Here is a 13850-nt window from a genome sequence, read left to right as displayed (position 1 = left end):
GAACTGGCGTTAATGAGTTCTCACTGCCCTTTTCGTTTGTCAATATTGCTGACTGTCTTCGCCGCGGGCCACGCGCTGTTGATTCCTGCCTCGGTGTTGCCGCTGCATGCCCAGACGGCTTCGCAACAAACCGGCCAGCAGGCGACGCTGTCCGATAGCGCCAAAGCTGAAAACAACCCGGAAACGAAACCCTCGGCTGAAAGCGCCCCGCCGCAGGCTGCGCTGGCGGCTACTGGCAATCCGGCCGCGCAGAAGGGCGTCACCGGCAAAGCGATCGACAAGGTGAAGGAAGTCGCGAAATCGGCCGGCGACATCTTCAGCCGCGTTCCCTGCCTGCCGCCGAAGGGCGCTTCCAAATCGATGGGATCGCTGCCGCGTGTCGCGAACAAGCTCGTCGCGGGTCAGCCAGTGGTGATCGTCGCTTTCGGATCGTCATCGACCCAGGGGTACGGCTCCAGTTCACCGGAATTCACTTATCCGAACCGCCTCGCGGCGCAGCTACGTCGCAAATATCCGACGGCCGACATCTCCGTCATCAATGCCGGCAAGGGCGGCGAGGACGCGCCGGAAATGATGAGGCGGCTGCAGACCTCCGTGATCGACTTGCATCCGGATCTGGTGATCTGGCAGGTCGGCACCAATGCGGTGCTGCGCAACCTCGATCCCGCCGAGACCGCCAAGCTCGTCGACGAAGGCATCGCACGCATTCAGGCTGCGGGCTCCGACGTCGTGCTGATCGATCCGCAATATTCGCCGCGGGTCAACGAGCACGCCGAAAGCGCCGGCAAGATGATGAAGCTGCTGAACAAGGCGGCCGAGCTTCGCAAGGTCGGCGTCTTCCCGCGCTTCGCGGTGATGAAGGACTGGCACGAGCGGCAGGCGATTCCGATCGAGAATTTCGTGATCGCCGACGGCCTGCACATGAGCGATTGGGGCTATGCCTGCTTCGCCCAACTGCTCGGCGACGACATCATCAAGTCGGTCGGCCAGATCAAGCTCGGCGTCGCCGTGCCGTCGGACGTGCGAGCCTATCGGCCGATGTGAGTCGGAATTCGTAGGGTGCGCAAAGGCGCGTAAGCGCCGTCCCCACCGTTTATCATGTCATGTGCTGCGAGAGGGTGGGCACGCTTCGCTTTGCCCACCCTACAAGGTCGCTCACGCCTTCTCCAGCGCCTGCGCAAAATCCTCGACCAGATCATCCGCATGCTCGAGCCCGGCCGAGAAGCGGATAAAGCCCTCGCTGATGCCGAGCTCGGCGCGCGCCTCCGGCGTCAGCCGTTGATGCGTCGTGGTCGCAGGATGGGTGACGAGGCTCTTGCTATCGCCGAGATTGTTGGAGATGCGCGAGATCTGCAACGCATTGAGAACGCGGAAGGCGGCCGCCTTGCCGCCCTTGACCTCGAAGCCGATCAGCGTCGAGCCGCCGCGCATTTGCTTCTTCACCAGCTCCGCCTGCGGATGATCGGCGCGGCCAGGATAGATCATTCGCGCAATCTTCGGATGGCTTGCCAACGCCTCGGCGATTTTCGCCGCGTTGTCGGTCTGCGCGCGTACCCGCAGGCCCAGCGTCTCCAGTCCCTTGAGCAGGACCCACGCGTTGAAGGGCGAGAGCGATGGCCCGGTCTGGCGCATGAAGTTGTGAATGTGCTCAGCGATGAAGGCTTCGGACGAGAGAATAATGCCGCCGAGGCAGCGCCCTTGACCGTCGATATGTTTGGTTGCGGAGTAGACCACGACATCGGCGCCGAGCGAAAGCGGGCTCTGCCAGATCGGCGTGGCAAAGACGTTATCGACGACCAGCCGTGCGCCGCCCTTGTGCGCGATCTCGGCAATCGCCGGAATATCGAGCACATCCAGCGTCGGGTTGGTCGGGCTCTCCAGGAAGAAGGTCTTGGTGTTGGGCCGCAATGCGCGCTGCCATTGGGCGAGATCGAGGCCGTCGACCAGCGTCGTTTCGATCCCGTAGCGCGGCAGGAGGTCCTGCACGACGTAAAGGCACGAGCCGAACAGGGCTTTCGAGGCCACCACATGATCGCCGGCTCTGAGCGGTGCGAGGATCGCGGTCGTCACCGCGGCCATGCCGGTGGCGGTGGAGCGAGCAGCTTCCGCGCCTTCGAGCTCGATCATTCGGCGCTCGAACATTGAAATCGTAGGATTGGAATAGCGCGAATAGATAAAGCCGGGATCCTCGCCCTTGAAGCGCGCTTCGCACTGCTCCGCGCTGTCGTAGACATAGCCTTGGGTGAGGAACAGCGCTTCCGACGTCTCGCCGAATTGCGAGCGCAGCGTGCCGCCATGGACGAGGCGGGTTTCGGGACGAAAACGCTTGGTAGAACCAACTTCAGACATGTGACCTCCGTCGTGACCACCGGAAAATGGTCACAAAAAACCGGCCTGGAAGAATTTCCACAGGCCGGGATCACACGTGTCCCCGGCCTGTTTAGCTACTTATTTAACGTGGCTGCAAGCCGGCCGGCTCAAATCACCACGGGATAAGTCATGCTGATATTCGGTTGCGCCCTTTCAGTCAAGGCAGCCATCGGATAACCCCTAAAAGCCCATATTTACGAGGTTTGGATGACATTTGGGCATCCAGGGCCACCTCAGAGGACCGCGCCGTGTCGTTCACGCTTCCGCCCGACGGTAACGGAATTCTCCCCGACCGCATGATCGCGGCGATGGCGGATGCGGGCCTGATTCTGCCGGCCTATCCGTTCATCGAGAGCCAGATCCAACCCGCAAGCCTCGATTTGCGCCTCGGCGACGTTGCCTATCGGGTGCGCGCGAGCTTCCTGCCTGGCCCGGGCGCGACCGTCGCCGAGCGCATCGACGAACTGAAGCTGCATGAAATAAATCTCTCCGACGGCGCGGTGCTGGAGACCAATTGCGTCTACATCGTGCCGCTTCTGGAAAGCCTCGCGCTGCCGCCGGAGATCGTGGCCGCCGCCAATCCGAAAAGTTCGACCGGACGGCTCGACGTCTTCACCCGCGTGATTGCCGACGGCACCCGCCGCTTCGATATGATCGGCGCGGGCTATCACGGCCCGCTCTATGCCGAGATCAGCCCGAAGACGTTTCCGGTGCTGCTGCGCGAGGGCTCGCGGCTATCACAAGTGCGCTTCCGCACCGGCGACGCCTTCCTCAATGCCGACGAGCTCGACGCGCTGCATGGCGCCGAGCGATTGGTCGATATCGATGACGCCGATCTTGCCAATGGCGTGGCGCTGTCGGTCGATCTCTCCGGCGAGAACACAGGCCGATTCGTCGGCTACCGCGCCAAGCGCCACACTGGTGTGGTCGATATCGACCGCCGCGGCGGCTATGCGGTCGACGAATTCTGGGAGCCGATCCCGGCCCGATCAGACGGGAGCCTCATCCTCGATCCCGGCGAGTTCTACATCCTGGCCTCGAAGGAGGCCGTGCAGGTGCCGCCGGATTACGCCGCCGAAATGGTGCCGTTCGATCCCCTGGTCGGCGAATTCCGCGTGCATTACGCCGGATTCTTCGATCCCGGCTTCGGCTATGCCGGTGCCGGCGGGCAGGGTGCGCGCGCCGTGCTCGAAGTGCGCTCGCGCGAGGTGCCGTTCATCCTCGAGCACGGCCAGATCGTCGGCCGTCTGGTCTACGAGAAAATGCTGTCGCGGCCCGACGCGATGTACGGCCAGCGCATCGGTTCGAACTATCAGGCGCAAGGGTTGAAGCTCTCCAAGCACTTCCGGGTGTGACCGCCTGCGCGACGGTCACGCTTCGTGTCAGCGCTGCACCTCGGAGACAAATGCTCCGATCTGCGCAATCGCGCGATGGGCCTCCGGCAACACCGGCACAAACAATTGCCAGACGTGCGGCATGCGCCGCCAGATCTCGAGTTTGCTGCGCGGATTGTGCGACCGTAGCTTCTCCGCCATTCGGACAGCGTCGTCCCTGAGAATTTCATCGCTGCCGACCTGAATAAGCACTGGCGGCAATCCGGCGGGATCGCCGTAGAGCGGCGAAGCGTAGGGCGTACGCGGATCGGCTCCACCGAGATAGAGCTTCGCCAGATCGGGAAGATCCTCGATGTTCAGCATCGGATCGGCCGCTGCATTCGTCTTCAGCGAAGCGCCGGTGAGGGCCAGATCGGTCCACGGCGACAAGGCGACGGCCGCGGCAGGAAGCGGCTTGCCATCGTCACGGAGCCTCAATAGCAGGCACAGCGCCAGGCCGCCTCCGGCCGAATCCCCCGCTACGAACAGCTGGCGACTATCGGGCGTGTGATCGACAAGCCAATGATAGCCCTCGACCGCATCCTCGAGCGCCGCCGGAAAGACATGCTCGGGAGCCAGGCGGTATTCGGGCGCCCAGACGCGGGCTTGCAAAGCGTCGGCAATCCGCCAGAGGAAGTGCCGGTAATAGACCGGCGCGCCGGAAACATAGGCGCCGCCATGGAGATAGAGCACGTTACGTTCGGGCCGGGATGCCGGCGTGGTAACCCGGTGAAATCGCACCCGACCGGTCTCGATCTCGACCGTTGCGCTCCGGGCGGGCGGATGCGGCACAAACCGCTCCATCGCACGCATGTTCCGCCGCCATTGTTCGACATCGAGACTCCCGCCGCGCCGCTTGAGCAACATGCGAATACCGATGCGCAAAAGTTCGGCTCGCAGGCTCATGGCGGCCCTTGCGCTCAGGCTCTGAACGGCACGGCTGTGGGCATGCGCGGGCGGTCGGTACGCTCCTGCACGATAAGACCGTCCTCGATCTCGACGATGCGATCGGCGTAGGGGACCACACGCGGATCGTGGGTGACGACCAGCACCGCCCGCTCACGCTCATGGGCGGTGTCGGCGAGAATACGCATGATGCTCTGGCCGTTTTTTCCATCCAGTGCTCCGGTCGGCTCATCGGCAAGAACGACGGAAGGGTTTGCGACGAGAGCCCGCGCGATCGCGACCCTTTGCTGCTCGCCGCCGCTGAGCCCGCCCGGCAAACTGTCCACCTTTTGCTCGAGGCCGACCATTGCAAGGGCGTCCCGCGACTTCTGCGCCGCGCGCCCGCCGTGCTCGCCACGAATATCCAGCGCCAACTGCACGTTCTGAGTCGCGGTCAGCGTCGGGAACAAATGATAGGACTGGAATACGAAACCAACATGCTCGCGCCGAATCCTGGCGAGCGCTTCCTTGTCGGCGTCGGCCGTCGGCGTCCCGCATACGGTGACGCTGCCCGAACTCGGCGTCAGCATGCATCCGAGGACTAAAAGCAGCGTGGTCTTGCCGCTGCCCGAAGGACCCATCAGCAACGTCAACTCGCCCCGCCGCAGCGCGAGATCGACGCCACGCAAGGCGTGCACCTCGCCGGCGCCGCGACCCAGCGTCTTCTCGACCGACTTGGCTTCGACGACATAGTCATTCATCGCATGAACACCGTGGCTGGGTCGATACGAACGACACGGATGATTGCCCCAATGCCGGATGCTACACACATAACCACCGTCAGCGCGAACAGCGCCGCCATCAGCCATGGCGTGATGACAATCGGCAACGCGCTCTTGGCGGTCATCTGGACGACGATCGAGCCGATCCCGGCGGCGATCGCAAATCCGATCACGGCGTTGATGAGTGCCTGATAGATGATCACGGTGTAGATATAGGCGTTCGAGGAGCCCATCGCGCGCAGGGTGGCGAATTCGTTCAGATGATCCTTGGTGCTGGAGTAAAGCGTCTGCGCGACGATTACGGTGCCGACGATCACTCCGAGCAATGCACCGGCAAACAGCGCGGCTCCGGCCCCCGTGCCAAACAGCCAGAACGACCGGCTGCGGCTGCGGAAATCGTCCGACGTGAGAACCTCTGCATCGCCGGCCTCCGCGCGAATGGCGCTGAGCGCCTTCTCCCGATCGGCATCGCTTTTCAGCCGAACCAGAACGCTGCTGGCGCGATCGCGCGGCGTTCCGGTGTAGTTGCGCGCGTTTTTCAAGTCCACAAACACGTACGGCGTCGTGGCGAACGAGCGGATGCCGTCGGTGACCGCGACCACGCGCACCTTGCGGCCACGGATTTCTGCCGTCGAGCCGACGCCGCTGACACCGAGCCGGTCAAAATAGGAGCGGTCGACCGCAACGTTCGCTCCCCGCGTCAACGCCTGCACGTTGCCGTCCACGACGTTGAAGGGTTGCAGGCTGCTGTCGCGCAGGTCGGCGCTCACAATGAAGACCGGCGTCACTTCGCCGCTTTCCAGGCGCCAGTCCGAGAAGCCGATCACGAGCGGGACGGCCCAACTAACGCCTTCCATGGTGGCGACGCGGTCGCGCAGCTTGACGTCGAGCAGCGACGGATCCTCGAAGCATTTGGCTCCCTTGGGCAGGATCCACAAATCGGCGGAGGCATGGTCGATCATCGTCGTGACCATTCGGCCGAACCCGAGGAACAGGCCCATTTGGATCATGACGAGGACGACCGAGAAGACGATTCCGACCATGGTCGCAACGAAGCGAAGCCGATCGTGGAACAGGTTGCGGGACGCAAGTGTCAGTACCAGCGACATGTCGGCATCCGTTATCGCGGTTGATTGGCGATGGCTCTTTCGTCTCGTGACTCGGAATGGCGCGAAACCAGCGCTCTCACGCCGATTTTTGTTCCGGCGCTTGCAGCCAGACTTGCGGCGAGCGCGGCGGCAAAAACGATCGTCGCCTTGCCGATCGCGTTGAGATCGACATCAAGCAACGCGTATTGCAGCCACACGACCGCGGCGTAATGCAAGAGATAGATGCTGTAGGCATTGCTGGAGAGGCTATCGAGCAGGCGGTCGCGCGATTGCAGCAGCCGAAGGCAGATCGCGAGCAGACACAGAGCGGCGGCCGCGGAAGCAACTGGAAACGCCAGCGCCGAAGCCAGACGCAAGAGCGGCGCGCTCGCCTGCCACTCCGGCAAGGTCAGCGATGTGAGCCCGCCCCATACGGACATGCTGGCGATGGCGGCCGCAAGCCAGGCCAGCCAGTGACGTGCAAGCGGACCATCGGGACGCAGTATGCTGTGCTCGGGGCCGTGGCTGCCAATCGCAAATCCGGCGAAGAAATAGACCGCGTAGTGCAGCGGCCGGCTGAGCTGAAATGAAAATGGGCCGAGAAAAGTCCACTCCCACGGTGAGAAGGCCATCGCCAGCGGCACATAGGCCAGCGCAGAGAGCGCCGCCAGCCCAATGAAAAACATTAGCGGGCGATCGGCAACGCGGGCGACGAGCGCGCTCAATGCCCGAAGCCAATGCGGGGCGAACGCGTGGACGGCGGCCGCAACGGCGCCCAGCAGAAAGATCTGCCACAAAAACCATTGCGGCCCGGCCGGCCACATCGGAAGCGCGCGCCAGTGTTGCCAAAAGGCGCTGAAGGAGGGATCGGCCGCGGTCAGCCGATAGGACGCGAAGTAGGCGAGAGGGCTGAGAACGCCGACGGCAACAATGAACGGCAGGCCGATCCGCCACGAGCGCTCCAAGGTGTAGGTGCGAGGCCCCTTGCGGCCAAGGCTGGACGGTGTGAACAGACCGGCCAGCAAAAACATCAGCGACATCAGGCTGACATCCTGCCACGCGCAGAACAGGTCGAAGCCGAACCAGCGCTGGTTATCGAGGATTGGGAATGCAATCCAGCGATAGGGCGGTGCGTCGAACGGAAAGGGATCGGCCGGTTGCGATGCGAGGTACGGCAGCACAGAGTGAAATGCGACCACGATGACGATGGTAATCGCGCGCAAGTTGCTGAGGGGCACATTGACCTGTGGTGACAAGGCCATTTGTCCACTGCCATCCCACTGATTTGGGAACCGGCAGGGATTCAACGTGTAGCCGGCGCGCTCGTTCCCGCCAACGTGCGGAACTCCGTGCTCGGGAGCGTGGTCCCCCAGCCGAGTCAGTCCTGGGAGACCGATGCCGACTTCGCCGCCGGCGTCACGCGCCAGATCGTGTTGCCGACATCGTCAGCCACCAGCAGCGCGCCCTGCTTGTCGAGCCGCAGCCCGACCGGGCGGCCCTGCGCCTGGCCCTTGTCGTTGAGGAAACCGGTGAGCACGTCCTGCGGCGGTCCGGATGGTTTGCCGTCCTTGAAGGGGACAAAGATCACCTTGTAGCCGGAAGGGGGCTTGCGATTCCATGAGCCGTGCTGGCCGATGAAGGCACCATTGGCCATTTCGGGCGGGAACAGATTGCCAGTGTTGAAGGTAAGCCCGAGCGAGGCGGTATGCGCGCCCAAGGCATAATCCGGGGCCACCGCCTTCTGCACGAGATCAGGCCGCCGCGGCTCGACGCGGGTGTCGACATGGTCGCCAAAATAGCTGTATGGCCAGCCGTAGAACGCGCCGTCCTTCACCGACGTCATGTAATCGGGCACCAGGTCGTTGCCAATCTCGTCGCGCTCGTTAACGACGACCCAGAGCTCGCCGGTCACTGGATTCCAGGCCGGGCCATTCGGATTGCGTAAGCCCGAGGCGAACACGCGCCATTGACCGCTTGCTCGATCGACTTCCAGTATCGCCGCGCGATTCTTTTCGGCATCCAAGCCGTTTTCACCGACATTGCTGTTGGAGCCAACGGTCGCATAAAGCTTTGTGCCGTCAGGGCTGGCGGTGAGATCCTTGGTCCAGTGATGATTGAGGGTGCCGGCCGGCAGGCCGGCAAGCTTGACGCCGGGCCCGCCGATTTTGGTGTCGCCTTCGCGATAAGGGAATTTCATGATCGCGTCGGTATTGGCGACATAGAGCTCGTCGCCGACCAGCACCATGCCGAAGGGCGAGTTCAGCCCGCTGATGAAGGTGGTTCTCAGCTCGGCAACGCCGTCGCCGTCGGCATCGCGCAGCAGCGTGATGCGGTTGGCGCTGGGAACGCCGGCGCCGGCCCAGTTCTGCGCCTGCTTGTAGATGAAGCCCTTGATGCTCATGCCGCCGCCCTGCTTCGGCGGCGCGTTGCTCTCGGCGACCAGCACGTCGCCGTTCGGCAGCGTGTAGACGGTACGCGGATGTTCAAGGTTGAGGGCAAAGGCGCTGACCGTCATGCCGTTTGCGGCGGTCGGCGTGGCGCCGTTCGGCCAACGGTTGACGGTTGCGATGTCCACCGTCGGGATCCAGGAATGTTCCGGTGGCGGCAGGTTGGGTGAAGGGCCATAGCTCTGCGCCACGGTCGCGGTCTCCTTGGGGTCGCTACAGGCGGCCAGTGGCAGCGCCAACGCGCCGACGCAGATGGCCAGAAGGAGGGTCTTGCGCATGGCAGGGTTCTCCGGGATATCGCCCGTACAATGCAGTGCCGGCCCGAACGTTCGTGTTCCGGCATGAATTCCCTGTGAAACGGCCGGCCGAAGGCCCGCCACGCAATCCCGCAGGTCCCCATTGCGCCCCGTGCACGTGGAATCAGGCTTCGCCATGCTAGGAAGCAGCGCGCCGCGGTTTGCCCAAGTCCGCGCGCTGGGAGCAGAAATGTCCGATCTCGGCGTTGCCGAAATTCCCGTGGACGAGAACGAGCGTCCGCTTCCGCCACCGGCGGCGCCGGCGAAAAACGCGTTGCTCGACGGCCCGATCCTGCGCACGCTGTTGTGGCTGACCTGGCCGAACGTGATCGCGCTTACCGCGGGCACCTGCGTCGTCATCGCCGAGACCTCCTATATCGGCCGTCTGGGCGTGGAAGCGCTGGCCGCGATGGCGCTGGTGTTTCCTACCGTGATCCTGACCATGACGATGTCGGGTGGCGCCATGGGCGGCGGCGTGGCGTCCGCGATCGCGCGTGCGCTCGGCGCCGGTGACCTCGATCGCGCCTCGACCCTTGCCGCGCATGCGCTGCTGATCGGCCTCTGCTTCGGGCTGGCCTTCATGCTGGGCATGCTGATCTTCGGGCCAAAGCTGCTCGAACTGCTCGGCGGCCGCGGCAACGTGCTGACCCAGGCGATCGCTTACACGCAGATCTTCTTCGGCGGCGCCGTGGTGCCGTGGCTGATGAACACGATGTCCGGCATTTTGCGCGGCACCGGCAACATGAAGCTGCCGTCGCTCCTGATGCTGTCGTCGGCGATCTGCCAGATCATTCTGGGTGGCACGCTAGGCTTGGGGCTCGGCCCGATCCCGCAATTCGGCATGAGCGGCGTCGCGGCCGGTTCGCTGATCGCTTACCTGATCAGCATCTCCGTGATGTCCTGGTATCTGTTTTCCGGCCGCGCGCGCGTCGTTCCCAAGCTCAAGGGCCTTCGTATTCAGTGGTCGATGTTTATCGACATCCTGAAGGTCGGGGCGATCGCCTGCTTCTCGCCGCTTCAGTCGGTGCTGACGATCAGTATCTTCACGCACATGCTGGCGAGTTTTGGCACCGAAGTGCTCGCCGGCTACGGCATCGGGGCGCGGCTCGAGTTCATGCTGACCTCGATCTCATTTGCGGTCGGCATCGCCTCGGTTCCGATGGTCGGCATGGCCGTCGGCGCGCAGCGCATTGCGCGGGCCCGCAAGATTGCCTGGACGGCGGGGCTCGTCGCATTCGCCTCGGTCGGTACATTCGCGACCTTCATCGCAATCTTCCCCGACATCTGGGTCAACCTCTTCACCGACGATGCGGCCGTGCGTGCCGCGAGCCGTCAATACCTATCGACGGCGGCGCCGATGTACGCCTTCCTCGGCCTTGCTACCGCGATGTACTTCTCCTCGCAGGGCGCGGCCAAGGTGATCGGCCCCGTCATGGCGCAGACCGCGCGGTTGTTGTTCATCGGCGCCGGTGGCTGGTGGCTGTTGACGCACGACGCCACCGCGCAGAGCTTTTTCATGCTGGCGGCAGCCTCCATGGTGCTGCTCGGCGTGCTCTCATGCGCGAGCGTTGTGCTGACGCGCTGGGGGCCGAAGCAGCGGCTGCCCGCGGTTAGCCCGGCGCTGTCGTGAGGACTGTCATTTCAGGTCTGATCGTTCGGACCATCTCCGAATGACCGATCAACTAACTAGCGTCGCGCACGCCGCCGGCCGTGACGACCGCCGCCGACATTGGCCATGCGCATCAGTTGCGGGACCATACTCATCAGCTCGCCGTCGCCAGCGCCGCCGAACATGCCCATGAAATCGCCGCCGCCCAGACCAGCGTTCACGCCGTAACCCTCGGGCACGTAGCCGCCGCCAAAGCCGCCGGGGATACCACCGCCCATCCTGCCGCCGAACCCGCCACCACCTTCCATCATGCGGCTCATCATCGGGCCCATGGTCTGCATCATCATGGCAAAGCGGCGCTTGCCCATCTTCGCCTTCATCATTTCCAGCGGCAGCGTGGCCGCCTGGCACACCACCTTGTCAGCTCCCGTCATGGTTCTGCTCCTCATGCGCCGACGGCCGCGGCGCCATTCGGACGCACGCGCCGGGGCTAGGAATGGCAGGGAGCCAATCTGTGAGAAGGATCGCGCCAGCTAGTGTCCGCAACGCATGGTCATGCCGCGCTTCGTCCGAACGTCTTCTGCATGGCAAGCACGCCCTGATCCATCTGTGAGGAGATGTAGGGCGCGATCTCGTTCGGCAATACGTCGATGATCCAGACCAATCGGCTGCGCGCTTCGCCATCAGCGAACACCTGGGCCGACGCGCTATAATGCTTCACACGATCGCTGTTGATCGCATAGACCAGCCGCATTCGTCTGTCGTCGCAATCGACCAGCGTTTCGCGTGCGACGGTGCCGTTGGCAAAGGTGACGATACGCGCGTCGCCGTCGAGCTTGGTGTCGGTGACGAACCCTGGTACCAGCCGGGTATGCAGCGCGCCGAAATCGCGCAATGCATCCCAGACGTCGTTGGCGGAAGCGTCGAGGGAGATGCCTTTGTGGATGGAGGCCATGGTGTAAATCCTTATACAATGATGTTGGGGTCGTCATTGCGAGGAGCGAAGCGACGAAGCAATCCATGCCTCCATCTGCGGCGCTATGGGTTGCTTCGCTCCGCTCGCAATGACGGCAGAGCCTACGTACAAACCGCCTCGACATTGTTGCCGTCGGGGTCGATTAAAAACGCGGCGTAATAGGTCGGGCTGTAATCCGCCCGCGGCCCGGCGCCGCCATTGTCGCGGCCGCCGGCCTTCAGGCCTTCAGCGTGGAATTTCTGGATCGCCGCATGATCCTTGGCGCGGAACGCGACATGCGCGGCGGAGCCTGGAGATCCCTTGTGCAGATGCAGCCAGAGCGCGGGTGCGCCCTTCGGGCCGAAGCCTGCGCCGGAACCATCCCGCGAGCACAGCACGAAGCCGAGGGGCGCGAGCACTGCCGTATAGAAGCGCACGCTGGCGTCGAGATCGCCGACGCGTAATCCGATGTGGTCGTACATGACATTCTCCAGCAAGAAAGTGCCGCTAACTCGCGCGGCCTGGAGAAAGCCTAGTCAGTGGAGGGCCAGCCGTTCTTGGAAAATCTTGCGCATGCCCCGCGAGGCCTGGCGGAATTTCAGCGGCGAGGCGCCGGCGGCGCGATGGAAGGTGCGCACGAAATTGGAGAGGTCGGCGAAACCGACGTCATAGGCGATGTCGGTGATCGGGCTGTCGTCATCGGCCAAGCGCCGCGCGGCATGGCGCAGCCGCGAGCGCACCAGATATTGGTGCGGGGTGACGCCGAGCGCTTGCGAGAACAGCCGCAGGAAATGGAACGGGCTGATCCCGGCCTCGGCCGCGGCGTCCTCCAGGTTGATCTGACGGTACGAATTGGCATCGATCCACAGCGCGGTTTTCACCGCGCGGCGGCGGTCGCGCGCCGCATCGGGGCCGGATTTGCGCGGCCTGCCGGAAACCACCTCGACAAAGCGGCTCGCCAGCACCTGTCCGATCTCGTCGAGGCCGATGTCGCTGCTGCCATCTGCTGCCGCCTGCGCCAGTTCGCCGAGCACGACGAGCTCCGGCAGTGGCGGCGCGGAGCCGATCTGCCACGGCGACCGGCTGTCGCCGATGGTTTCCACCAACTCGGGGGCGAAGAAGAACGACAGGCATTCGTCACCGCAAACGTGCTCGTGGGTGCAGGTATATTCATCGCCGGGATGGCCGATCAGCACCGATCCCACCACCAGTTCGCTGCACTTGCCGCGGCTGCGCAGGCCGAAACTGCCCTTGCGCACATAGGAAATCGAATGACCGCCATGCTGCTCCGCGAACGGCTTGTCGCCCGGTCCTGCGGTGCAGCGAAAGTCGAAGACGGATATGGATTTGCGTTCAAGAAGCGTGGTCGCGATCATCCCGCCTAGCTAAGGATGCGCGCGGGGCGGTGCAACCGGCAGCAGCACGTCGAACAATGTCTTTCTCGCAGACTTCCGGGAGCTGCAATGCCGGCCGGGCTCCATGCAACCCCGCAGCGGCCGATCCCTGTGTCGAAAATGCTGTAGCCACGCCCCGTCATACGCCACCAGTCCCGGACGCGAATCATACCACCGGCCTGACCAATCGCATCTGGAATTTTGGGGAAGTTGACAGCGAGCAAGACGGCCAATGGAACAGCTTGGCGAATGGCGCGCGGTCGGCTAATCATGGGATGCGAGCATGATCCGGAAAAGTGGATGCCGGTTTTCCCTCGCGACAAACGCGCTAGCGTTTGCGCGGAGATCATGCTCAAAATTAAAGAGCCTCCCGCGGGCGTAGTTCAATGGTAGAACGGCAGCTTCCCAAGCTGCATACGAGGGTTCGATTCCCTTCGCCCGCTCCAATTTCCCCGCCCTGCCGGCCACGGATTGCGCCAGGCTGTCGTTAGAACAGCACGCTGTCAGGCTCGCGATGATCTTGCGGCGGTCCTGACGTCCCGGACGTGCAGCGCGGCGCCAGCGAGACCGGCTCCGCCTCCGCCCAGGTGCTATCAGCGGCAAAATCGCTGTCCGGCGAAAGCGACCGGTTGAAGCGCGAGATTGGAAAAT

Annotated in this window: 13 protein-coding genes, 1 tRNA gene and 1 riboswitch; of the genes, 4 read left to right on the top strand and 10 right to left on the bottom strand. The window is 63.7% G+C overall.

Translation table 11 applies throughout. The annotated features are described in order from the left end of the window. Positions 1-12 precede the first annotated feature (12 nt). On the top strand, positions 13-1044 hold the full coding sequence (locus CQ13_RS01260; protein ID WP_057841201.1) for an SGNH/GDSL hydrolase family protein: 1032 nt from the start codon (positions 13-15) through the stop codon (positions 1042-1044). 111 nt (positions 1045-1155) lie between these two features. Here CQ13_RS01260 and CQ13_RS01255 read toward each other — a convergent pair whose 3' ends face one another. Beyond that, positions 1156-2349 carry an O-succinylhomoserine sulfhydrylase gene (locus tag CQ13_RS01255; protein ID WP_057841200.1) on the bottom strand — a complete coding sequence of 398 codons (1194 nt, stop codon included), beginning with the start codon at positions 2347-2349 and terminating at the stop codon, positions 1156-1158. Between the two features lie 70 nt (positions 2350-2419). After that, a riboswitch (SAM riboswitch) is annotated at positions 2420-2499 on the bottom strand. 119 nt (positions 2500-2618) lie between these two features. On the opposite strand from CQ13_RS01255, the gene CQ13_RS01250 reads away from it, so the two are divergent. Further along, the gene (locus CQ13_RS01250) at positions 2619-3725 is read left to right on the top strand and encodes a 2'-deoxycytidine 5'-triphosphate deaminase (RefSeq protein WP_057841199.1); all 1107 of its coding nucleotides are present in this window, start codon (positions 2619-2621) and stop codon (positions 3723-3725) included. A 27-nt stretch (positions 3726-3752) separates the two neighbouring features. Here CQ13_RS01250 and CQ13_RS01245 read toward each other — a convergent pair whose 3' ends face one another. The 5 genes from CQ13_RS01245 to CQ13_RS01225 form a co-directional block, all read right to left on the bottom strand. Further along, positions 3753-4649, bottom strand: a complete 897-nt coding sequence (locus tag CQ13_RS01245; RefSeq protein ID WP_057841198.1) for an alpha/beta hydrolase — start codon at positions 4647-4649, stop codon at positions 3753-3755. A 14-nt stretch (positions 4650-4663) separates the two neighbouring features. Further along, on the bottom strand, positions 4664-5389 hold the full coding sequence (locus tag CQ13_RS01240; RefSeq protein ID WP_057841197.1) for an ABC transporter ATP-binding protein: 726 nt from the start codon (positions 5387-5389) through the stop codon (positions 4664-4666). Then, on the bottom strand, positions 5386-6519 hold the full coding sequence (locus CQ13_RS01235) for an ABC transporter permease (RefSeq protein ID WP_057841196.1): 1134 nt from the start codon (positions 6517-6519) through the stop codon (positions 5386-5388). Before CQ13_RS01235 ends, CQ13_RS01240 begins: the two co-directional genes overlap by 4 nt. 11 nt (positions 6520-6530) lie before the next feature. Then, positions 6531-7760, bottom strand: a complete 1230-nt coding sequence (locus CQ13_RS01230; RefSeq protein ID WP_057841195.1) for an acyltransferase family protein — start codon at positions 7758-7760, stop codon at positions 6531-6533. A gap of 116 nt (positions 7761-7876) precedes the next feature. After that, entirely contained in the window at positions 7877-9223 is a 1347-nt protein-coding gene (locus CQ13_RS01225) for a PQQ-dependent sugar dehydrogenase (protein WP_057841194.1), read from the bottom strand. 208 nt (positions 9224-9431) lie between these two features. Here CQ13_RS01225 and CQ13_RS01220 point away from each other — a divergent pair, with 208 nt between their 5' ends. Continuing rightward, positions 9432-10871, top strand: a complete 1440-nt coding sequence (locus CQ13_RS01220; protein WP_057841410.1) for an MATE family efflux transporter — start codon at positions 9432-9434, stop codon at positions 10869-10871. Positions 10872-10927: 56 nt separating this feature from the next. Here the strand turns inward: CQ13_RS01220 and CQ13_RS01215 are convergent, their stop codons facing one another. From CQ13_RS01215 to CQ13_RS01200, 4 genes are all read right to left on the bottom strand, one after another. Next, the gene (locus tag CQ13_RS01215) at positions 10928-11284 is read right to left on the bottom strand and encodes a hypothetical protein (protein ID WP_057841193.1); all 357 of its coding nucleotides are present in this window, start codon (positions 11282-11284) and stop codon (positions 10928-10930) included. A 119-nt stretch (positions 11285-11403) separates the two neighbouring features. Then, positions 11404-11805, bottom strand: a complete 402-nt coding sequence (locus CQ13_RS01210) for an SRPBCC family protein (protein WP_057841192.1) — start codon at positions 11803-11805, stop codon at positions 11404-11406. Positions 11806-11927: 122 nt separating this feature from the next. After that, the gene (locus CQ13_RS01205; protein ID WP_057841191.1) at positions 11928-12287 is read right to left on the bottom strand and encodes a VOC family protein; all 360 of its coding nucleotides are present in this window, start codon (positions 12285-12287) and stop codon (positions 11928-11930) included. Positions 12288-12341: 54 nt separating this feature from the next. Continuing rightward, positions 12342-13181: a helix-turn-helix transcriptional regulator gene (locus tag CQ13_RS01200; RefSeq protein WP_057841190.1), complete on the bottom strand. Its 840-nt coding sequence runs from the start codon at positions 13179-13181 to the stop codon at positions 12342-12344. Between the two features lie 390 nt (positions 13182-13571). Here CQ13_RS01200 and CQ13_RS01195 point away from each other — a divergent pair. After that, positions 13572-13645, top strand: a tRNA-Gly gene (locus tag CQ13_RS01195). Positions 13646-13850 lie beyond the last annotated feature (205 nt).

This window comes from Bradyrhizobium retamae, assembly GCF_001440415.1.
In the GTDB taxonomy this organism is placed as follows: domain Bacteria; phylum Pseudomonadota; class Alphaproteobacteria; order Rhizobiales; family Xanthobacteraceae; genus Bradyrhizobium; species Bradyrhizobium retamae.
Note: the sequence above shows the minus strand (reverse complement) of the source record. Positions and strands in the feature narration are given on the sequence as shown.

Bases quoted from the DNA above. Each gene is read 5' to 3' on its own strand.
- CQ13_RS01260 (WP_057841201.1), top strand. From the start codon at position 13: ATGAGTTCTCACTGCCCTTTTCGTTTGTCAATATTGCTGACTGTCTTC.
- CQ13_RS01220 (WP_057841410.1), top strand. From the start codon at position 9,432: ATGTCCGATCTCGGCGTTGCCGAAATTCCCGTGGACGAGAACGAGCGT.
- CQ13_RS01210 (WP_057841192.1), bottom strand. From the start codon at position 11,805: ATGGCCTCCATCCACAAAGGCATCTCCCTCGACGCTTCCGCCAACGAC.
- CQ13_RS01245 (WP_057841198.1), bottom strand. From the start codon at position 4,649: ATGAGCCTGCGAGCCGAACTTTTGCGCATCGGTATTCGCATGTTGCTC.
- CQ13_RS01200 (WP_057841190.1), bottom strand. From the start codon at position 13,181: ATGATCGCGACCACGCTTCTTGAACGCAAATCCATATCCGTCTTCGAC.
- CQ13_RS01235 (WP_057841196.1), bottom strand. From the start codon at position 6,519: ATGTCGCTGGTACTGACACTTGCGTCCCGCAACCTGTTCCACGATCGG.
- CQ13_RS01230 (WP_057841195.1), bottom strand. From the start codon at position 7,760: ATGGCCTTGTCACCACAGGTCAATGTGCCCCTCAGCAACTTGCGCGCG.
- CQ13_RS01205 (WP_057841191.1), bottom strand. From the start codon at position 12,287: ATGTACGACCACATCGGATTACGCGTCGGCGATCTCGACGCCAGCGTG.
- CQ13_RS01240 (WP_057841197.1), bottom strand. From the start codon at position 5,389: ATGAATGACTATGTCGTCGAAGCCAAGTCGGTCGAGAAGACGCTGGGT.
- CQ13_RS01255 (WP_057841200.1), bottom strand. From the start codon at position 2,349: ATGTCTGAAGTTGGTTCTACCAAGCGTTTTCGTCCCGAAACCCGCCTC.
- CQ13_RS01215 (WP_057841193.1), bottom strand. From the start codon at position 11,284: ATGACGGGAGCTGACAAGGTGGTGTGCCAGGCGGCCACGCTGCCGCTG.
- CQ13_RS01225 (WP_057841194.1), bottom strand. From the start codon at position 9,223: ATGCGCAAGACCCTCCTTCTGGCCATCTGCGTCGGCGCGTTGGCGCTG.